This is a genomic window from Nocardioides sp. NPDC058538 (assembly GCF_042719275.1).
GTDB lineage: Bacteria > Actinomycetota > Actinomycetes > Propionibacteriales > Nocardioidaceae > Nocardioides.
The window spans coordinates 1-19,528 of record NZ_JBHXNY010000029.1 but is presented as its reverse complement, the minus strand read 5'-3'; the positions used below and the strand labels follow the sequence as shown (position 1 = coordinate 19,528).

At 68.8% G+C, this 19,528-nt stretch carries 18 protein-coding genes; 14 read left to right on the top strand and 4 right to left on the bottom strand.

Annotated elements, in window-relative coordinates:
• Positions 1-44 precede the first annotated feature (44 nt).
• The gene (locus ACFWQC_RS21665) at positions 45-1,217 is read left to right on the top strand and encodes an acyl-CoA dehydrogenase family protein (RefSeq protein ID WP_378682695.1); all 1,173 of its coding nucleotides are present in this window, start codon (positions 45-47) and stop codon (positions 1,215-1,217) included.
• A 102-nt stretch (positions 1,218-1,319) separates the two neighbouring features.
• Here the strand turns inward: ACFWQC_RS21665 and ACFWQC_RS21660 are convergent, their stop codons facing one another.
• Positions 1,320-2,264: a DUF559 domain-containing protein gene (locus ACFWQC_RS21660; protein WP_378682692.1), complete on the bottom strand. Its 945-nt coding sequence runs from the start codon at positions 2,262-2,264 to the stop codon at positions 1,320-1,322.
• A gap of 148 nt (positions 2,265-2,412) precedes the next feature.
• Here ACFWQC_RS21660 and ACFWQC_RS21655 point away from each other — a divergent pair, with 148 nt between their 5' ends.
• A complete protein-coding gene (locus ACFWQC_RS21655) occupies positions 2,413-2,934 on the top strand; it encodes a GNAT family N-acetyltransferase (protein ID WP_378682689.1) in 522 nt (173 codons plus the stop codon).
• A 280-nt stretch (positions 2,935-3,214) separates the two neighbouring features.
• Here the strand turns inward: ACFWQC_RS21655 and arfB are convergent, their stop codons facing one another.
• A complete protein-coding gene (gene arfB / locus ACFWQC_RS21650) occupies positions 3,215-3,640 on the bottom strand; it encodes an alternative ribosome rescue aminoacyl-tRNA hydrolase ArfB (RefSeq protein ID WP_378682686.1) in 426 nt (141 codons plus the stop codon).
• A gap of 23 nt (positions 3,641-3,663) precedes the next feature.
• Complete coding sequence (locus ACFWQC_RS21645) at positions 3,664-4,695, bottom strand: LacI family DNA-binding transcriptional regulator (RefSeq protein WP_378682683.1); 1,032 nt, start codon at positions 4,693-4,695, stop codon at positions 3,664-3,666.
• A gap of 104 nt (positions 4,696-4,799) precedes the next feature.
• Here ACFWQC_RS21645 and ACFWQC_RS21640 point away from each other — a divergent pair, with 104 nt between their 5' ends.
• The 9 genes from ACFWQC_RS21640 to ACFWQC_RS21600 all read left to right on the top strand — a co-directional run bounded on the left by ACFWQC_RS21640 (position 4,800) and on the right by ACFWQC_RS21600 (position 14,520).
• The gene (locus ACFWQC_RS21640; RefSeq protein ID WP_378682681.1) at positions 4,800-6,041 is read left to right on the top strand and encodes an amino acid ABC transporter substrate-binding protein; all 1,242 of its coding nucleotides are present in this window, start codon (positions 4,800-4,802) and stop codon (positions 6,039-6,041) included.
• 4 nt (positions 6,042-6,045) lie between these two features.
• Positions 6,046-6,930, top strand: coding sequence for a branched-chain amino acid ABC transporter permease (locus tag ACFWQC_RS21635; protein WP_378682678.1), 885 nt, complete (start codon positions 6,046-6,048; stop codon positions 6,928-6,930).
• Positions 6,914-7,987 (top strand): branched-chain amino acid ABC transporter permease, encoded by a 1,074-nt coding sequence (locus ACFWQC_RS21630; RefSeq protein ID WP_378682676.1) that lies wholly within the window; start codon positions 6,914-6,916, stop codon positions 7,985-7,987. Before ACFWQC_RS21635 ends, ACFWQC_RS21630 begins: the two co-directional genes overlap by 17 nt.
• Positions 7,987-8,721, top strand: a complete 735-nt coding sequence (locus ACFWQC_RS21625; RefSeq protein ID WP_378682673.1) for an ABC transporter ATP-binding protein — start codon at positions 7,987-7,989, stop codon at positions 8,719-8,721. The genes ACFWQC_RS21630 and ACFWQC_RS21625 overlap by 1 nt, the downstream gene beginning before the upstream one ends.
• The gene (locus tag ACFWQC_RS21620) at positions 8,714-9,472 is read left to right on the top strand and encodes an ABC transporter ATP-binding protein (protein WP_378682671.1); all 759 of its coding nucleotides are present in this window, start codon (positions 8,714-8,716) and stop codon (positions 9,470-9,472) included. The genes ACFWQC_RS21625 and ACFWQC_RS21620 overlap by 8 nt, the downstream gene beginning before the upstream one ends.
• 16 nt (positions 9,473-9,488) lie before the next feature.
• A complete protein-coding gene (locus ACFWQC_RS21615) occupies positions 9,489-10,208 on the top strand; it encodes a hypothetical protein (protein WP_378682668.1) in 720 nt (239 codons plus the stop codon).
• Between the two features lie 31 nt (positions 10,209-10,239).
• The gene (locus ACFWQC_RS21610) at positions 10,240-12,570 is read left to right on the top strand and encodes a PQQ-dependent sugar dehydrogenase (RefSeq protein WP_378682665.1); all 2,331 of its coding nucleotides are present in this window, start codon (positions 10,240-10,242) and stop codon (positions 12,568-12,570) included.
• Between the two features lie 142 nt (positions 12,571-12,712).
• Positions 12,713-13,348 (top strand): hypothetical protein, encoded by a 636-nt coding sequence (locus ACFWQC_RS21605; protein WP_378682663.1) that lies wholly within the window; start codon positions 12,713-12,715, stop codon positions 13,346-13,348.
• Complete coding sequence (locus ACFWQC_RS21600) at positions 13,345-14,520, top strand: PrsW family intramembrane metalloprotease (protein ID WP_378682660.1); 1,176 nt, start codon at positions 13,345-13,347, stop codon at positions 14,518-14,520. The genes ACFWQC_RS21605 and ACFWQC_RS21600 overlap by 4 nt, the downstream gene beginning before the upstream one ends.
• A 15-nt stretch (positions 14,521-14,535) precedes the next feature.
• Here ACFWQC_RS21600 and ACFWQC_RS21595 read toward each other — a convergent pair whose 3' ends face one another.
• Positions 14,536-15,222: a GTP pyrophosphokinase family protein gene (locus ACFWQC_RS21595; RefSeq protein WP_378682657.1), complete on the bottom strand. Its 687-nt coding sequence runs from the start codon at positions 15,220-15,222 to the stop codon at positions 14,536-14,538.
• A gap of 232 nt (positions 15,223-15,454) precedes the next feature.
• Here ACFWQC_RS21595 and ACFWQC_RS21590 point away from each other — a divergent pair, with 232 nt between their 5' ends.
• The 3 genes from ACFWQC_RS21590 to ACFWQC_RS21580 all read left to right on the top strand — a co-directional run bounded on the left by ACFWQC_RS21590 (position 15,455) and on the right by ACFWQC_RS21580 (position 19,500).
• Complete coding sequence (locus ACFWQC_RS21590; protein ID WP_378682654.1) at positions 15,455-17,110, top strand: enoyl-CoA hydratase-related protein; 1,656 nt, start codon at positions 15,455-15,457, stop codon at positions 17,108-17,110.
• Between the two features lie 75 nt (positions 17,111-17,185).
• Positions 17,186-18,349, top strand: a complete 1,164-nt coding sequence (locus tag ACFWQC_RS21585; RefSeq protein WP_378682651.1) for a phosphotransferase family protein — start codon at positions 17,186-17,188, stop codon at positions 18,347-18,349.
• Complete coding sequence (locus ACFWQC_RS21580) at positions 18,346-19,500, top strand: hypothetical protein (RefSeq protein WP_378682648.1); 1,155 nt, start codon at positions 18,346-18,348, stop codon at positions 19,498-19,500. Before ACFWQC_RS21585 ends, ACFWQC_RS21580 begins: the two co-directional genes overlap by 4 nt.
• Positions 19,501-19,528: the final 28 nt, after the last annotated feature.

Sequence of the window (19,528 nt, the reverse complement as noted above, 5' to 3'; positions counted from 1 at the left end):
CGGCGACTTACTGGCGAGTAGCAAACAGGCATAGACTCCGGGACATGAGTGCCGAGTACCCGTTGTTCGCCCTCTCCGAGGAGCACCAGGAGATCCGCAAGGCCATCCGCGAGATCTGTGACGCGAAGATCGCGCCGGCCGCTGCTGCGGTCGACGAGGAGGCTCGCTATCCGCAGGAGGCGCACGACGCGTTGGTCGAGACCGAGTTCTTCGCGCCGCATGTGCCGGAGGCGTACGGCGGTGTGGGTGCGGACGCTTTGGCGACGGTGCTGGTCATCGAGGAGATCGCTCGTGCGGACGTCTCGGCCTCGCTGATCCCCGCGGTGAACAAGCTCGGTTCGCTGCCGGTGCAGATCGGTGGCTCGGAGGAGCTGAAGAAGAAGTACCTCGGTGCACTTGCCGCCGGGCAAGGGAACTTCTCCTACTGCCTCTCCGAGCCCGACGCGGGCTCGGACGCGGCCAACCAGAAGACCCGGGCCGTACGCGACGGCGACTTCTGGGTGCTCAACGGCGTCAAGCGCTGGATCACCAACGCGGGTGTCTCGGAGTACTACACCGTGTTGGCGGTGACCGACCCGGAAAAGCGTTCCAAGGGGATCTCCGCGTTCGTGGTGGAGAAGTCCGACGAGGGAGTCTCGTTCGGTGCGCCGGAGAAGAAGCTGGGCATCAAGGGCAGCCCGACCCGCGAGGTCTACTTCGACAACGTACGCATCCCCGCCGACCGGCTCATCGGTGAGGAGGGTCTCGGGTTCACGTACGCCATGCAGACCCTCGACCACACCCGCATCACCATCGCGGCCCAGGCCGTCGGGGTGGCTCAGGGTGCGCTGGACTACGCGCTGGGCTACATCAAGGAGCGCAAGCAGTTCGGCAAGGCGATCGCGGAGTTCCAGGGTGTGGAGTTCATGGTCGCCGACATGGGGATGAAGATCGAGGCCGCCCGCCAGCTCACCTACGCCGCCGCCGGTCGATCCGAGCGGGGCGACAAGGACCTGACCTTCTTCGGTGCCGCGGCCAAGGCGTTCGCGAGCGATGTCGCGATGCAGGTAACCACCGACGCCGTGCAGCTGTTGGGTGGCTATGGGTTCACCCGCGACTACCCGGTCGAGCGGATGATGCGCGACGCCAAGATCACCCAGATCTACGAGGGCACCAACCAGGTCCAGCGCATCGTCATGGCCCGCCAGCTCCTCGCCGGCATCCAGTCGACCCTGTGACCGATCGGTGCACTGCGTCGGCATCGACGAGTGCACCAATCGGTCACGTGCACGATCCATGCACCCGTTATCCCGTAGACGTGCACGGATCGTGCACGGCCGTCAGCGGATCACCGGGAAATGGGGTCGCCAGGCGTCCGAGAGGTGCGGCGGCACTCCCGGTTCGCCTCGTACCAGCAGCACGCGGTGGATCTTCTCCAGCGTCAGGTCGGGGCGGCGGTAGATGCCCTTGGCGACGACGGTCACGATGCGCCAGCCATCGTCGTCGGCTTCCTCGCGTCGCTCGAGGTCACGCTCCCACTGCTCAGCCGGGTGCTGCTTGCCGTCGTACTCGATCGCGGTCTTCGACGCCGCGTAGACCAGGTCGTGCTCGCGTTTGAGCATGCCATCTCCGCTGCCGACGAGCGTGTTGATGCGCGGCTCGGGAAGTCCGGCGAGCACGATCAGCATTCGCAGCCGGGTTTCCATAGGGGAGCGCACGTTCTCGCGTACGTAGCTCGCTGCCCTGGCGGCCAGGCGCGAGCCGGGGAGCGTGCCGGTTGTCGCGAAGTCGGCCAGTGTCGCCGGAGTCACGCGCGGATGGTGGCGTACGAGATGGTCGCCCGCGACGACGAGGTCGACCAGACTGACCTGGCTGGCAAGCTCGGTGAAGAGCTGGTCAGGGGCGGAGACGCCGATGCCGTCCATGACCACCGCTCTCGGCTTCCTCAGGACGTGGCAGACGATGCCCGGATGCGCCCGCCGGTGGGCCGCTGTCGTCACCGTCACATGCTCATCGGGCAGTGTCGGGATCGGCACCTCATAGACCCGGGCCGCGGACGCGTGACTGGCGAACCCGTTCTCCCCGAATGGTATGAGCGCGGCCTGCACCCTCTGCAGCGGGGTTGCTGGGGCGTCGGCGGCGACGTACACACCGCTGAAGAGACGGGTGAATCGTGGCCCGCGCAACGTGCTCGGTTTGATCTTCGCCTTCGCCGCATCGGCGCGCGAGAAAGGTCGCGAGGTGTCCAGGACGAAACCCTCGTCCGGATCGGATGTGTCCCCCATGAAGGCATCATCCGTCGCCCGTGCACGATTCGTGCTGCTTTGCGGAGAGTTCCGCCGCACAGATCGTGCATGTGCACGATCGGTGCATGTTTGAGGGTGGTTGAGGTGCACGGATCGTGCACGGCAGGTCGGCGTTATCGTGTGCGACATGAGGAACGACGGATTTCGGCTCCGGGAGTGGGAGGAGTCGGATGCGGCGGTCCTGCTCGCTGCGTACGCCGGGGTCGGGATGGAGACCGAGCGGCCGGCGGACGTGGTGACCGTCGAGGATGCCGAACGGCTGATCGCCGGGTGGGCTGAGGACGCGGTCGCGGACAGGGCCCACACCTTCGCGGTCGTCGACGGTGCCGACGTCCTCGGGCAGATGCGGGTCACCACCCAGATGCGGGTCCACAGCATCGGCTGGATCTCCTACTGGACCCTCGAGAAGCATCGCGGGCGAGGTGTCGGCAGCACCGGCCTGAAGCTGCTGGCCAGGCACTGCTTCGACGTGCTCGACCTCTTTCGTCTCGAGACCGGCCACCGGCTCGACAACCCCGGATCGTGTCGTGTCGCCACCGCGGCTGGCTTCCTCGTCGAGGGCCGCGAACGTCAGAAGCTGCTCTACGACGGTGTCCGCTATGACACCGAGACCCACGCCCGCTTGGCCACCGACCCCGATCCTGCCTGACGCCGACAGGGCTCGTACGCCCGAAGCGTCGCTCCGGTCGCCCGAGGCGTCGCTCCGGTTGGACGAGGCGTCGCTCCGGTTGGACGAGGCGTCATCCCGTTGAGCGAGGCGTCGCGTACGTCGCGCGAAGCGTCGCTCCGGCGAATCGAGATGTCCTTGGTGGCATCTCGCCCGACGTACGTGACGCCTCGGCCAACCCACGTGACGGCTCGGCCGACCTAGGCGACGCCTCGGCCGACCGGGTTGACGCCTCGACCGACGGGGGTGACGGCTCGCGAGGTCAGTCTTGGACGCGGCCGCGGAGCTGTTTGGTCTGGCCGCGCTGGCGCTTGGCGTCGAGGCGGCGCTCCTTGGAGCCACGGGTGGGCTTGGTGGGGCGGCGGGTGGGAGGTGGCGGGGCGAGGAGTTCGCGGATGCGGAGGGCGAGTCGCTCGCGCGCGGCGATGCGGTTGCGGTGCTGGGAGCGCTGCTCGTGGGAGACGACGACGAGCGGCCCCGAGGAGCGGGCGAGGAGGCGGGCGAGCTGGCGTTCGTCGAGGGCGGCTGACACGGCCGGGTCCCAGGAGAGCTCGACGCGGGAGTCGGTGGTGTTGACCGACTGCCCGCCGGGGCCGGGGGAGCGGGAGAAGCGTTCGACCAGCTCGGTGTCGGGGATGACGAGACCTTCGGGCAGCCCAGGGCCCGGTGGTACTCGAAGATCCTTCACTCGAAGAACCCTAGACCGCGGGTCTACCGAGCGGCGGGCCCGGTCGAGTCGCGTACCACGAGCTGGGCGGGGACCCGCTGCCGTCGGGCGCGTGAGCCGGGCTCCTTCAACGCCAGCGTCAGCGCCCGGGCGCCCATCTCGGCCATCGGCAGGCGGACGGTGGTGAGTCCGGGGGACAGGTCCTGGGCGACGGCGACGTCGTCGAATCCGCTGACCGAGACCTGGCCGGGCACCGAGACCCCGGAGCTGCGCAGCTGCGAGAGGCACCCGATGGCCATGTCGTCGTTGAGGGCGATGACTGCGGTCGTACGTGGGTGGTCGGCGAGCATCCGGCGGATGCACTCGCGCCCGCCCTCGCGGGTGAACGGCCCCTCGAGGACAGGTACGTCGCCGGGGTCGAGCCCCGCCGCCGAGAGCGCGTCGCGCACCCCTTCGAGACGGTCCGCGACGGTGGTCAGCTCCAGCGTGCCCGAGACGACCACGATGCGCCGGTGGCCCAGCCCGAGGATGTGCTCGGCGACGGCGCGGCCGCCGGGACGGTTGTCGGGCAGCACGCTGTCGACCCCGAGGTGGTGCCGGCCGACGACGGCGACCCGGCCGCCTGCCTCCGCGTAGCGCTGCACCTCGAAGCGCATCGGCGCCTCGACCGAGGCGTCCACGAAGCCCGACCCCGCGATCAGGATCGCGCCGACGCGGTTGGCCACCAGGCTGCGTACCTGCTCGACCTCGGCCTCGGGGTCGCGGCCGGTGTGGCAGATCTGGACGGTGCGCCCGTGTTCGGCGGCGAGGCTGAGCACGCCGCTGGCGATCTCGGAGAAGTAGGGGTCGCCGATCTCGTGCACGACGAGCCCGACTGTGGCGGTCGATCCGCTGGCGAGCGAGCGGGCATGGAGATTGGCGACATAGCCGAGCTCGCGTGCCGCCTGGCGGACTTTCTCGGCCACCGAGTCGCTGACCCCGGGGGTTCCGGAGAGCGCGCGGGAGGCGGTTGCGATCGAGACGCCGGATGCATGCGCGACGTCGATCAGGCGGGGGGAGCTGTTGGTTCGGACCATCGATGCCCCTTGTCGTAAGGAATGTGACTCTTGCCACACTAAGCGAGAGTGGGTAACGTCATCGTAAACGCTTACGTAAGCGCTTTCGTAGAGGAGACCCACAGATGCGCTTCACGAAGACCCCCACCGCGAGCAAGCGGTTCAGAGCAACCCTGGCTGCCGCGGCGGCCGTGACTCTCGCCTCCACCCTCGCCGCCTGTGGCGCCGCCGAGGAAGGTGGCAGCGACGACGAGATCGTGATCGGCATCTCGCTGCCCCTGACCGGCGACTTCAGCGAGCCCGGCAAGGGCATCCAGCGCGGATACGAGGCCTGGGCCGAATACGTCAACGCCAACGGCGGCCTGCTCGGTCGCGACGTACGACTGGAGATGCTCGACGACCAGTCCAGCGCCGAGCGTGTCGCCGCCGACTACGAGAAGCTGATCAACCAGGAGCAGGTCGACCTGATCGTCGGGCCGTTCTCCACCCGCCTGGTGATCCCGGCCGCCCAGGTCGCACAGGACTACGGCTACCTCTTCGTCGAGCCGGCCGGCGCGGCCCCCGAGGTCTTCGAGGAGGGTTTCGACAACCTCTTCTACGCCGCACCCGCGGTCGCCGACGACCACTACAAGCTCCTCGCCGAGCACATCCTGGCGATGCCGGAGGCCGAGCGGCCCAAGACCGCGGCGTACGCCTCGATGGACGACCCGTTCGCCCAGGGCACCGCCTACGGCCTCAAGGAAGCTTTGGAGGAGGGCGGCGTCAAGACCGTCGTGGACGAGGTCTACCCGCCCAACACCACCGACTTCAGCAGCATCGCGGCCAAGATCGCCGACAGCAAGGCCGACATGGTCGTGGGCGGCAGCCAGTATCAGGACGGTGTCAACCTGATCGTGGCGCTGCAGCAGCTCAACTACCAGCCCAAACTGGCCGCGTTCTCGACGGCGCCGACCGAGACCGAGTTCGCCGAGGCGATCGGCGACAAGACGCAGGGCATCATCGCGCCGACCGGCTACACCACGAAGGCGGACTACCCGGAGAACCAGGAGTTCGTGAAGTTCTACGAGGAGAAGCACGGCGAGGCGCCCGGTGAGGACGAGGCCAACGCCTGGACCACGGGCCAGGTCGTCGCGGCAGCGGTCGAGGCGGTCGAGTGCGCCGAGCCCGACCCCGACTGCCAGTCCCAGCTGATCGACTGGCTGCACGAGAACGAGGTCGAGACCGTCGTCGGGCCGCTGAGCTGGGACGACAAGGGCCGCCCGCAGAGCGCCCACATGATCCAGCAGTGGGTCGACGGCGAGATCAAGATCGTCCTGCCCGAGGACCAGGCCGAGGCCGAGTTCGTCTACCCGAAGCCGGCGTGGTGAGCCGATGTCGTCAGCTCTTCTCCTGCAGAGCCTGATCCTGGGGCTGCTGCTCGGAGGCCTCTATGCCCTGCTCGCCGCCGGCCTGACGCTCTACTTCGGCGTCATGCGGGTCGTGATGATCGCCCACTCCGCGTTCCTGATCCTGGCTGCGTACCTGGCCTGGTTCTTCACCACGCAGACCGGTCTCGACCCGCTGCTCTCGCTGATCATCACCGTGCCGCTCTTCTTCGCGGCCGGCTATGGGATGCAACGGGCGCTGCTCTCCCGGCTGCGGCCGGCGACGCTGACCATGATGTCGGTGCTGCTGACCTTCGCGATCGCGCTGGTCATCGAGGGCGGCCTCGGCTACCTCTTCTCCGGCACCCAGCGGCGGATCCAGCTCGACTACTCCAGCGCGAGCCTGGAGCTGTGGGGAGCGCGGATCGCTGTGGTGAAGCTGGTCGCCTTCGGCTTGGCCGCGGTCTCGCTCCTGGCGCTCTACCTGCTCCTCAAGAAGACCCGCTTCGGCCAGGCTCTGCGCGCCACGATCCAGCACCGTGAGGCCGCCCAGCTGCTCGGCATCGACACCGACCGGATCGCCGGCTTCGGCTTCGGGCTCGGCCTGGCGACCGCAGCGGTCGGTGGCACCGCGCTCGCGCTCGACGCCACCATCTATCCCTCGCTGCACTGGCACTGGATCGGACCGTTGATGGCGATCATCGTGATCGGAGGCCTCGGCAGCATCCCCGGCGCCGCGGTCGCGGCGATGGTCCTCGGTGTGACCCAGAGCCTGCTGCAGATCCCGATGGGCACCACGTGGGCGCAGACGGTCTTCTACCTCGCCCTCTTCGCCACCCTCATGTTCCGCCCCCAGGGATTCTTCGGAGGTCGCCTTGCTCAGCGCTTCTAAGCACAGGGAAAGCCGTACGTCCTCGGGCCGCTCCGTGCTGGTGACGAAGCTCGTCGCGGCTGCGGTCGCGCTGGGCCTCGTGCTCGCCTTCCCGGCGCTCGCGCCGGACCCGTTCATCCTCTCGGTGGGCGTGGTGATCGCCAGCTACGCCGCGCTCGCGGTGGCGTGGAACTTCGTCGGCGGACTGACCGGCTACATCTCGCTGGGACATGCCGCCTACGCCGGGCTGGGTGGCTACGGCACCGCCCTGCTGGTGACCGAGGCCGGGGTGAACCCGTGGGTCTCGATGGTCCTCGCGGCCGTGCTCGTGGGCCTGGCGGCGGTGCCGATCGGGATCGCGTCGCTGCGGGTCCGAGGCGCCTCGTTCGTGATCGTCTCGATCGCGCTGGTGCTCATCCTGCTGCTGGTCGCGCAGAGCTGGGCCGACGTGACCGGCGGGTCCAACGGGCTGCGGGTGCCGCGGCCGTTCGGCACGGACGTACTCCGTCCCGAGCAGCACGAGCGGTTCTTCTACCTGTTCGTGGCGTTGACCCTCGTCGCCCTCGTGCTGTGGTGGGTGATCGACCGGTCGCGGCTCGGCACCGGGCTCAAGGCGATCCGGGAGGACGAGGACAAAGCCCAGGCGCTGGGAGTGCCCACGTTCGCCTACAAGCTGGTCGTCTTCGTCGTCTCGGCGTTCATGACCGCGATGGCGGGCGGAATGTACGCCCTCTGGTTCGGCTCGCTCGACCCGATCTTCCAGTTCTCGATCCTGACCGGCTCCTATCTGGTGCTGATGTCGTTGCTCGGCGGCGTACGCAGCCTGCTCGGTCCGGTCGTCGGCGCGGTGATCGTGGGCTATGCGGTCGAGTTCTTCAAGAACCAGTACGGCGACACCCAGCTGCACCTGGTCGCGCTCGGTCTGCTGCTCGCCCTGGTCGTGCTCTTCATGCCCGACGGGGTCATCCCCTGGCTGACCGCGCAGTTCGACCGGTTCCGACCCAGCGGCACCTCGATCCGCGAGGTCGACGCCGCCCAGCTGGCCGAGGAGCGCAAGGCGCTCGAGGAGGCGAAGTGATGAGCTCGTTCTTGGCGACCGAGAACCTGACCAAGGCGTTCGGCGGCGTACGCGCCGTGGACGAGGCCACGGTCACCTTCTGCGAGGGCAAGATCAACGCCCTGATCGGCCCGAACGGGTCGGGCAAGACCACCTTCTTCAACTGCGTGACCGGGATGATCCGGCCCGACTCGGGGACGGTGACCTACCAGGGCCGCGACGTGACCGGCCACGCACCTCACCGGATCGCGAGGGCCGGGCTCGGGCGCAGCTTCCAGCTGTGCCGGATCTTCCCGCGGATGACGGTGCTCGACAACGTGCTCGCCGGAGTTCGGTCCACCGGCCTGGTCCACCGGCTGCGCGGGGCGCACAACCCCGACGACATCGCCCGGGCGCGAGAGCTGCTGGCCCGGGTCGGCATCGAGCACCTCGAGCGCAGCGAGGCCCGCGACATCTCCTACGGGCAGCAGAAGCTGCTCGAGCTCGCGGGGGTGCTGATGGCCGAGCCCGACACGATCATGCTCGACGAGCCCGCCGGCGGCGTGAACCCGGCCCTGATCGGCCGGATCGCCACGCTCGTGCGCGAGCTCAACGCCGAGGGTCGCACCTTCGTCATCGTCGAGCACAACATGGAGCTGGTGATGAGCCTCTCCGACCATGTCGTGGTCTTCGACCGCGGCCGCCCGATCGCCTCCGGTGCGCCGGCGGACGTGCAGAACGACCCACGAGTCCTGGAGGCCTACCTTGGTGTCTGAACCTCTCCTCGAGCTGCGCGACATCGAGGCCGGCTACGGTCGTGCCGCTCTGGTGCTGCGAGGCCTCACCGTCACCGTTCCCGCAGGTCAGATCGTCTGTCTGGTCGGTCCCAACGGGGCCGGAAAGTCCACCGTGCTCAAGGTCGCCAGCGGCATGCTGACCCCGCGCTCGGGGACGATCACCGTCGCCGGCAAGGACGTCACCCGCAACGGGCCGCAGCAGATGCTCCGCGCGGGCATGGCCCACGTCCTCCAGGGCCACTCCGTCTTCAAGGAGATGACCGTGGCCGAGAACGTCGGCCTGGGCGCCTACACGGTGCGCGACGCGGCCGCGATCCAGGAGCGGACCGACTTCGTGAAGACGCTCTTCCCGGTCGTCGCCGAGCGGTGGAACGCCCTCGCCGGCGCGCTCTCGGGCGGCCAGCAGAAGCAGGTCGAGTTCGCCCGCTCGCTGATGGTGAGCCCGAAGGTGGTGCTGCTCGACGAGCCCAGCATGGGCCTGGACCCGAAGACCACGGCGACCGTGTTCGAGCAGGTCGTACGCATGCGGGACGCCGGTCTGGCGGTCCTGCTCGTCGAGCAGAACGCCCGGCGGGCTCTGGAGTCGGCGGACCTGGGGTGCGTACTCGACCTGGGGAAGGTGCACATCGCAGGGGCCGCTGCCGACCTGCTCGCCGACCCACGCATGGCCGAGCTCTACCTCGGGGGAGCCGCAACAACCTCAGCAGGGACCACCGACGGTTCCGATTAGGGGAAGGGAAAGCACCATGAGATGGAAGCTGAACCGAATGGTGGGGCGAGGCGTACGCGCCGGTGTGGTCGCCCTCGCAGTGGCTCTGGCCGCTCCGGTCGCCGGAGCCCATGCCCAGACACATACACAGCCGACCGAAGGACCCGGCCTGGCCGTGGTCAAGCCCAGGGCGAGCCTCGCTGACTGGGACCCGGTCACGGAGAGCAAGTGGGCCTTCGAGGACGGCCAGGTCATCCTGACCGAGCCTGGGACGGCACAGCCCGGCCCGCGACGCCCCTTCGAGTACGCCGTGGTGACCAAGGGTCCCCGGCTCGGCTCGCTGACCTACCGCGCCGAGGTCCGCATCGACGAGGCCGTCGAGGTCACCAACCGCGACGTGATCCTGGTCTGGAACTACCAGTCACCGACCCGCTTCTACTACGCCCACCTCTCGACCGACAACACCATCTACCCCCACAACGGCATCTTCGTGGTCAACGACGCCGACCGGCTGCGCATCGACCACCAGTGGAATGGCACCGTCGGCGCCGCGCCGTCGATCACCGATGCCGAGTGGCACGACGTACGACTCGACTACAACGCCCGAACCGGCGCGATCGCGGTCTATCTCGACGGTGCCGACGAGCCCCGGATGACCGCCACCGACACCACCTTCGCCGGAGGCCGCTTCGGCTTCGGTTCCTTCGACAACTTCGGCCGCATCCGTGACGTCACCGTCGCGGGCCTACGGCGCTGATCCCTCGGTAACTCGGTAAGGAGAAGAACCCATGGAAACCTCACGTCTATGGGGCAGACAGGCACGTGCCGGCATCGCCGTCGGTGCCATGCTCGCCGCGCTGCTCACCCCCGCACTCTCTGCCAACGCCGCCATCCCCGGCAGCGAACCCGTCCCCGACCCCATCCCCGAACAGCCAGTACGCAGCAGCCTCGGTCTCGTGCTCGAGGAGGTCACCCAGCTTCCCGAGTCCGAGCCCTACCCGGCGCCCACCGACCAGCGCCTCGTACGTCACAACCGCATCAACTTCATCGGCGAGGTCCCCGACGGCTCGGGCCGGATGTACGTCCCCGACCTCAACGGGCCGATGTACCTGCTCGACCGCGGGCAGCAGCACGAGTATCTGAACGTGAAGGACCACTTCCCGGACTTCTGGTCCGGTGCGGGGCTCGGCAGCGGAGCGGGATTCATCACCTTCCACCCGGAGTTCGAGAAGAACGGGCTCTTCTACACCACCCACACCGAGCGCTTCGGCGGCTTCGCCAAGACGCCGACCTTCCCGTCGCAGACCAACCCCGGCTCCGGGCGGACCGTCAGCGTCGTGACCGAGTGGCACGCCACCGACCCGACCGCCGACACCTTCGAGGGCACCAGCCGTGAGGTGATGCGGATCGACTTCGCCGGCCAGATCCACGCCATCCAGCAGATCGACTTCAACCCGACCGCCGAGCCCGCTGACGAGGACTACGGGCTGCTCTACATCGCCTCGGGCGACGGCGGAAACGGCGTCCGGAGCGACGACCCGCAGAACCTCGGCAACCCGTTCGGCAAGATCCTGCGGATCGACCCGCTCGCCCGCGACGGGCGCAACGGGGCGTACGGGGTCCCGGACAGCAACCCGTTCGTCGCCCGCGAGGGTGCGATCGGCGAGATCTGGGCGTACGGGATGCGCGACCCGCACCGGTTCTCCTGGGACGTCGATAGGGGCACCCTCCTGCTCGGCCACATCGGCCAGCACGCGATCGAGGGCGTCTACGACGTACGCGCCGGGGACAACCTCGGCTGGAGCGAGATCGAGGGCCGGCTGCTCTACGACAACACCGACGAGTGTGCCCTCTACACGGTCCCCGACGACTACGACATGTCCGGCTTCACCCTCCCGGTGGCCTCCTTCGACCACGACCCGCCGGCCAACTACTCCTGCACCTCCGACAGCGGCCACGCGGTCAGCGGCGGCGTCGTCTACCGCGGGAAGCTGAACAACCTCCGGGGCAAGTACGTCTTCGGCGACCTGGTCAACGGCGAGGTCTACTGGAGCGACGCCAAGCAGATGCGCCGGGGCAGCAGTCGCGAGGCGACCCTGCACCAGATGCAGCTCTTCGACACCTCCGGCAAGCGGCTCTCGATGCAGGACTTCGTCGACGACCCGCGCGTCGACCTGCGCTTCGGGACGGACTCCCGCCGCAACCTCTACCTGCTGGCAAAGGCCAACGGGAAGATCTGGAAGGTCGTGAACACGGTGCAGCGGCCCTGGCCGAGCGAGGTCGTGCCGTCGCTGCGCGAGGACCTGGTCAGCTACTACGACTTCGAGCACCCCTTCGCCCCGGGGTCGCGCGAGGAGGACCAGGGTTTCTCGCGGACGCTGCTGAACCAGGTCAACGGCGGCAACGCGATGCAGGTGCGTGACTCGGCCTACCGGACCAGCAACAACGCCCTGCAGACCCAGCAGGTCGACCCGGAGGTCAACGGCAACGACGACTGGAAGGCGGGGGCGTGGAACCAGAACGGGGTCGCGTCGCTGGCACCGTTCGCGGGTGCCGAGCAGATCACCGTGGCCGGCTGGTTCAAGGTCGACATGGACGGGCCGGCACTCAACTCGGTGACCGCCGATCCGACGGACCGGTTCAACGCGATCGGACTGGCCGGGGTGCTCTCGGGGAACTCCGACGGCCATGGCGTACGTGCCCTGCTGGAGCTCATCAACGTCGACGGCACCCTGCGCCTGGTCGCGCTGGGACGCCGGCTCGACGAGGGGGCCTCGCAGACCTTCGCCGCCTCGGCGGACTGGCAGACCCTGCTGCCACGAGGTCAGTGGGTGCATCTGACGGCGACGTTCGACTACACCACGGGCAAGATGGCGCTCTACCGCAACGGCAAGGCCGTCGAGGGGTTCTACACCTCCGCCGGTGACCCGTGGCAGGTCGACGGCACCGGCACCTCCGACACGTTGCCGCGCGGCTACAAGGTCGGCGGATCCTTCCCGCAGGACACCGTCGAGCGGAACCCCTGCAACTGCCGGATGGACTCGCTGATGTTCCTCGACCGGGCGATCACCCCGGACGAGGCGCGAGCCCAGTATCAGCGGTTCGTCAACGGCCGCTGACCCCAAGGCTCGGCCCGGGCGAACACCGCCCGGGCCGAGTCGCTCGGATCACCCGAGCTCGCATCGGGGCAGGGGATCGGGCTTCCAAGCCCTCTGAGCACAAACTCGTTCAATCTGCTGCAAACCTCGTTAGGCTTCCGGTGTGCCCACTGTGGAAGCGCCGCCTGACTGGGTCCCCGTCGAGCGCCGTTGGCTCGGGATGGACCGCCGAACCCTGCTTCCTGCCGGTGTCGTGGCGCTGCTGGTCGCCATCACCTTCTGGGTGCTGCCCGGCGTCGACAGCCTTGTCGCCGTGGATGACCCGATCAAGGCCGGCGACGTCATCCAGGTCGGCCGGTCGGTCGGGTTCGACCCGGCCGTCGGCTGGAACCTCGAGTCCGGGCTGCGTTCCGGGTCCGCGACCTCGGGGACGTACCCCGACTCGGCGACCCTGACGAAGGACGGCGTCACCTTCACCGTGACGACCGGGGAGTTCGACGGGTCGGCGACAGCGCTTCTGGCCCAGCTGCGGAAGAACAATGGCAAGCTCGGCCCGAACGCGCTCGACCTCCAGAGCGGTACGGCGGCGACGTTCCGCACCGCCAGCGAGATCACCGGGGTCATCGCACGCTTCTCCACCACCACCGTCGAGGGACTCCTCGGGGCCCTGGTCAGCGACGGACAGGGAATCGAGGTCACCGTCTACGGTCCGGCGGACATGGCGGGTGACCGCCACCTCGAGAACCAGATCGTCGCCATGCTCGAATCGGTCCGGCTCGTCGATGGAGATGCCTCATGACCGCCACGTCCACCACCGAGACCGACCTCCTCCAGGCCCGCGACGCGGCCATAGCCGAGGTCGGGTGGGGCCAGAGGGTGAGCTGGCTGCAGCCTCGCAACGCCTGCTTGTGGGTCTTCGTCGCCGTGATCGCCTACGGCCTCTGGTACACCGTCAGCACGGTGCGGACCGAGGCGCCGATCTACGGCACTCCGCTCGGCATCGCCGCGATCGTCTTCAGCCTCTACGCGGTGCTGTTCTGGTGGTTCACCACGCACATCGACCGCTACTCGCGGCAGCCGCTCGACCTACGGATCGCCGCCTTCGTCTGGGGCGGCTTCGGTGCTACCTGGACGATTGCGATCCATGGCAACACGGCGCTGATCCACCTCTACGCCAAGCTGGTCAGCCCGGACTTCGCCGTCGCGTGGGGAGCCGGCCTGGCCGCGCCGTTCGTCGAGGAGTCGGCCAAGGGCGCAGGGGTCCTGCTGCTGATGTTCATCGCACCACGGGTGATCCGAACGGCCTTCGACGGCTTCGTGATCGGAGCCTTCGTAGGTCTCGGGTTCGAGATCGTCGAGGACATCCTCTACGCGATCAACTCGGCTTCGGCGAACTTCAGCGTCGACCCGGTCGGGTCGAGCCTGCACACCGCGGTGCTGAGGTTGGCGACCGGGTTCACCTCCCACATCCTGTACTCCGCGCTCGTCGGGGCCGGGATCGTCTACCTGGTCGGCACCGTCGCGGAGAAGCGCCGGATCGGACGCGGGGTCGTGCTCGTCGCCGCCGCGGTCGCCCTGCATCTGGTCTGGGACAGCACCACCGCGATCGCGCAGGGCAACGGACCCGCCACCATCGTGCTGCTGGTCCTCTTGGTCGTCGCCGCCCTTGCGATCGCCGTCACGGTCTTCCACCTCACCGTCGGCACCGAACGCGAGGCGATGCGCAGCCTGATGTCCCCCGAAGTCGCCAACGGCACCATCACGGCCGAGGAGCTGGATGCGCTGGCCGGGTCCCACAAGGAGCGTCGGGCTTATCGCAAGGCCGCCCGCGACGATCGTCGACGTCGTCGGCACCGGCTCGAGGCGGCGCACGACCTGGCCGACGAGCTCGGACGTTCCGGCGGTGTCGAGACCGACCGCGTCGCCTTCGCCCGCAGCGAGCTTGGCCGACACAGCCCGGCCGCCCCCTGAGTCAGCGGCCGTCCGTCAACGGCCGCTGGTGCCGTGGACCTCGCTGCGGAGCCTGGCCATGGTGGCGTCGAGGTCGGCCGCGGTGCGGGCGGCGGCGCCGAGCTCGTCGCGCAGGGTCGTGGGGACGGTGCCGTCGTACTTGTAGTAGATCGAGTGCTCGACGCTGGCCCAGAAGTCCATCGCGATCGTGCGGATCTGCAGTTCGACGGGCACGTCCACGGCGCGGTCGGAGAGGTAGACCGGGACCTTGATGATCAGGTGGAGGCTGCGGTAGCCGTTGCCCTTCGGGTCGGCGATGTAGTCCTCGACCTCGACCACGTCGACATCGGACTGGCTGCCCAGCATCTCCATGATCCAGTAGACGTCGGAGACGAACGGGCACACGACCCTGATCCCGGCGATGTCGCGGATCTGCTGCTCGAGCGCCTCGAGGGTGAGCGGGCAGCCGATCTTGCGGGCCTTGGCGAGGAGGCTGTCGGGCGTCTTGAGCCGGGTGCGTACGTGCTCGATCGGGCTGTGGTCGTGGGCGTGCTCGAACTCCTCGCGCAGGATCGCGATCTTGGTCGAGACCTCGTCGATCGCGAACTTGTAGCGCATCCGGAACCTGGCCAGCTCGCGCGCCATCTCACGGGTCATGTCGCTGGCACTCGTCTCGACGAGATCGATCAACCCGTTGATCGGGTTGTCGTCGACTGTTGTCATTGTCCCCTCCTGACAGAGCCATCTTTGCAGGCAGCGGCAAGAAGCTCGCGCGGTGCCCGGCACGTGATCGGGGCGAGCGGCCCGGAGGTCACCGGGTATTCGGTCCCTCTTCTGGACACCGAGGTGCAGTCGGCTGGGTGCGCTCGATACAGTGACACCCCTCGGGGGATAAATACCCCTCGGGGGATACGAGGTCTGTTCGGGCTACTGACTAGAAAGACACTTCCCCCACATGCGCATTCTTCTGCTCGTCTCCGCATTCAACGGTCTGACCCAACGCGTCTGGTGCGATCTCAAAGAGGGCGGCCACGACGTCGGTGTCGTGCTGGCGCCGGTCCACGACGACTCCTCCCTGGTGGCGGCGGTCGACGCGATCGAGCCCGAGCTGATCCTGTGCCCGTTCCTCAAGCACCGCGTGCCGGAGGCGGTCTGGGGTCGCTACCCGACGGTGGTGATCCACCCGGGGCCGGTCGGGGACCGGGGCCCGTCCTCGCTCGACCACGCCACCCTCGACGGACGGGACCGCTGGGGCGTGACCGCGCTGTCGGCCGTCGAGGAGATGGACGCCGGCCCGGTCTGGGCGACCGAGACCTTCGCGATGCCCGAGATCCCGATCGCGAAGAGCGCGCTCTACAACGGCCCGGTCGCCGATGCCGCGATGGACTGCGTCGCGGAGGTCCTCCGTATGGTCGCCGCGGGGGAGGCGCCGAAGCCCGCCGAGGATTGGGCTGCCGAGGTCGAGGGCACCGGCGAGCTGCCGCTGCTGCGCCGCAAGGCCTTCGAGATCGACTGGTCTGCGCGGGCCACCGAGATCGCCCGGCGGATCGCGGCGGCCGACGGTGCCCCGGGTGCGCCTGCGACCGTCGACGGGAAGGCGTACTGCCTCTTCGGCGCCGCCACGACGCCTGAGGACCATGGCGACGTGGAACCGGGTACCATCGTCGGTGTCGACACCGACGCGGTCGCGTTCGCCACCGGCGAGGGCACCCTGTGGGTCGGCTACGCCGCCACGCTCGAGAAGAAGCGCGGTCCCAAGCTCCCGGCGGCCTGGGTGCTCGACACGGGTCACGCGCCCTACCGGCGGATGCCGGACGCGCTGGCCGAGACGACCTATGAGCGCGACGGCGACGTCGGCTACCTCACCCTCCGCTCCTACAGCGGCGCGATGCACACTCAGCAGTGCCGGCGGATGACCGATGCCGTCCGCAAAGCGCTCATCGAGGACACCAGGGTCCTGGTCGTACGCGGCACCGAGCACGCCTTCTCCAACGGCATCCACCTCGGCGTGATCGAGGCGGCGCAGGACCCGGCGGCCGAGGCCTGGGACAACATCCGTGCCATCGACGAGCTCTGCCTGGCGATCGCCGAGGCCGAGCAGCTGACCGTCGCCGCGTTCACCGCCAACGCCGGAGCCGGCGGGGTGATGGCCGGGCTCTGTGCCGACATCACGGTCTCGCGCGCCGGTGTCGTGCTGAACCCCTACTACGACATGGGCATCTTCGGGTCCGAGCTGCACACCTGGGGCCTGCCGAGCCGGGTCGGCGCACGGACGGCCGACGAGCTGCTCGGCGCGAAGCTGCCGATCTCGGCGGCTGAGGCAGAGCGGATCGGCATGGTCAGTGATCTCGGTCCGCGCGACGCGGCGGAGTTCGAGGGCTGGCTGCGCCACCTGGCGCAGGGTCTTGCGGAGCCCGAGGCGTACATCCCGGCCCTGGCGGCACGCGAGGCACGCCGTGCCTGTGCGATGCCGATGTCCTACTACCAGAGCATCGAGCTGGCCGAGATGGCCCGCGACATCTTCGACGACCGCTTCGGGTTCGCCGCGAAGCGGAAGGCGTTCGTCACCAAGGCCGCGCCGACCGAGACGCCGGCGAAGATCGTGTTCTGACTGGTTGACAAACTAGAACGTGTTCCACCAATCTGGTGGCGTGTGACCTGACTCACACGCCACCAGGAGGAGCACGTGACCCAGGCGCCCCCGCCGCCCGAGATGACCTTCCAACGATCGGGCCGCGACCCTGCGACGATCGGCGCGAGGCTGAAGCAGTGGCTGGCCACGGCGCTACCGCCCGGCGCTGATCCCGAGGTCGTCCTCATCGGGGGTATCGACGCCAACGGGCTCTCCAGCGAGACCGTTCTGCTCGACGTCACCTCGACCGTCGACGGGGAGAGGCGGACGAAGGCGTACGTCCTGCGGGTCGCACCCCGCCCCGAGGACATCCCGGTCTTCGCGACCTATGACCTGCAGGCGCAGTACGACGCGATGCGCCTGGCCGGCTCGCTGTCTCCTGTGCCTGTGCCGGAGGTCGGACTCGCCGAGATGAGCGGCTCGGTCCTGGGCACGCCGTTCTTCCTGATGGAGCGGGTCGAAGGGGTCGTCCCGCCCGATGTGATGCCGTACAACTTCGGCGACAGCTGGCTCTTCGATGCCTCGCCCGCGGACCGCGCGGCGCTTCAGAGGCGTTCGGTCGAGGTGCTCGCGGGGCTCCATGCGATCCCCGACGCCGCCTCGCGGTTCGCCTTCCTCGATCCGGCCGCGGCCGGTCATCCCGGCGAGACGCTGGTCGCCCGCAACCTGGCCAAGACCCGCGCCTGGTACGCCTTCGCCTCCACCGCCGAGGAATGGGGCGGCCGATCGCCGCTGGTCGAGCGAGGTCTGGCCTGGCTCGAGGCCCACCTTCCCGAGACCGGCCTCTCCGAAGATGGCGGCGAGCCGGTCCTGTGCTGGGGTGACGCTCGGATCGGCAACATCATCTACCGCGACTTCGCGCCGGTGGCGGTCCTCGACTGGGAGATGGTCAGTCTCGGGCCTCGCGAGATGGATGTGACCTGGATGATCTTCGCTCACCGCATCTTCGAGGATCTGGCCGCGATGCTGGAGCTGCCGGGGATGCCGGGCTTCCTCACCGCGTCCGAGGTGCGGGAGGCGTACGCCGCGGCTAGCGGTGTCGAGCTCGGAGACCTGACCTGGCACGAGGTCCACGCGGCCGTCATGTGGGGGATCATCTATCTGCGGATCGCGGCGCGGCAGATCCACTTCAACGAGATCGAGGCGCCCGAGGATCCGGAGTCGGTGCTCTACCACCGGGCGATGTTCGCGGCGATGCTGGACGAGGTCGGCGCATGAGTGCGCTGGGTGGGCACGGGGAGTACGTCGGTGTAGGGCCGCTCGACGAGTACCCGATCCATCAGCTCCCGCGCCCGGTGGCCTGGGCGGGGAGCAGCGACCGCAACTTCTACGACCGCTGCTACCTCAACGCCCACGACCGCACCGGCGACCTCTTCCTCATCTCCGGGATGGGGTTCTATCCCAACCTCGGTACCAAGGATGCGTACGTCCTGCTCCGCCGTGGTGACGAGCAGACCGCCGTTCACCTGGGCGACGGCGCCGACCCGCGGGGCGGTGACCGGCTGGAGCAGCGCGTCGGGGCGTACCGGATCGAGGTCTCGGAGCCGCTGCGGAAGCTCCGGCTGGTGTTGGAGGAGACCCACGGGATCGCCCTGGACCTGCGATGGGAGGGCTCGTTCGAGGTGGTCCAGGAGCAGCCGCACGTGATGCGTCAGGGTGCGGCGACAGTGCTCGACGCGCAGCGGTTCGCGCAGGTCGGGACCTGGGAGGGGGTGATCGAGGTCGACGGCGAGACGATCGTCGTCGACCCCGACCGCTGGGTCGGCACCCGCGACCGGTCCTGGGGCATCCGCCCCTCCGGCGAGGGGCTGCCGCCGGGCAAGCCGGCCGACCCCGGGTTCGACGGGATGTGGTGGCTCTATGTGCCGCTGCGGTTCGAGGAGTTCGCCGTCGTCCTGATCATCCAGGAGACGCCGGACGGTCATCGCACCCTCAACGACTGCACGAGGGTCTTCGCCGACGGACGGGTCGAGCAGCTCGGTTGGCCGCACGTCCGGATCCGCTACGAGGACGGGACGCGCCTCCCGGAGGGAGCGACGATCACGTGCGCGACTCCGGCGGGGGAGCCGCTGGTGCTCGAGGTCTCCACTCTGCTGGGGGTGCCGATCCATGTCGGTGGTGGCTACGGCGGCGACTCCGACTGGTCCCACGGGATCTGGAAAGGCGCCGGGTTCACCGAGCGGCTGACCTATGACATGAAGGCGCCCGACGTCGTCGGCCGCGTTCCGTTCGGGGTGATCGACCACGTCGGGCGTGCGGTCGCGCACGGACCGGGTGCCGATGGGGTCGAGGGCTGGGGGCTCTTCGAGCACGGGATCCTCGGTCGTCACGACCCCTCCGGCTTCACCGACTGGTTCGACCGCGTCTGACCCCATCCCGCCGAGACGTCACTTGCGT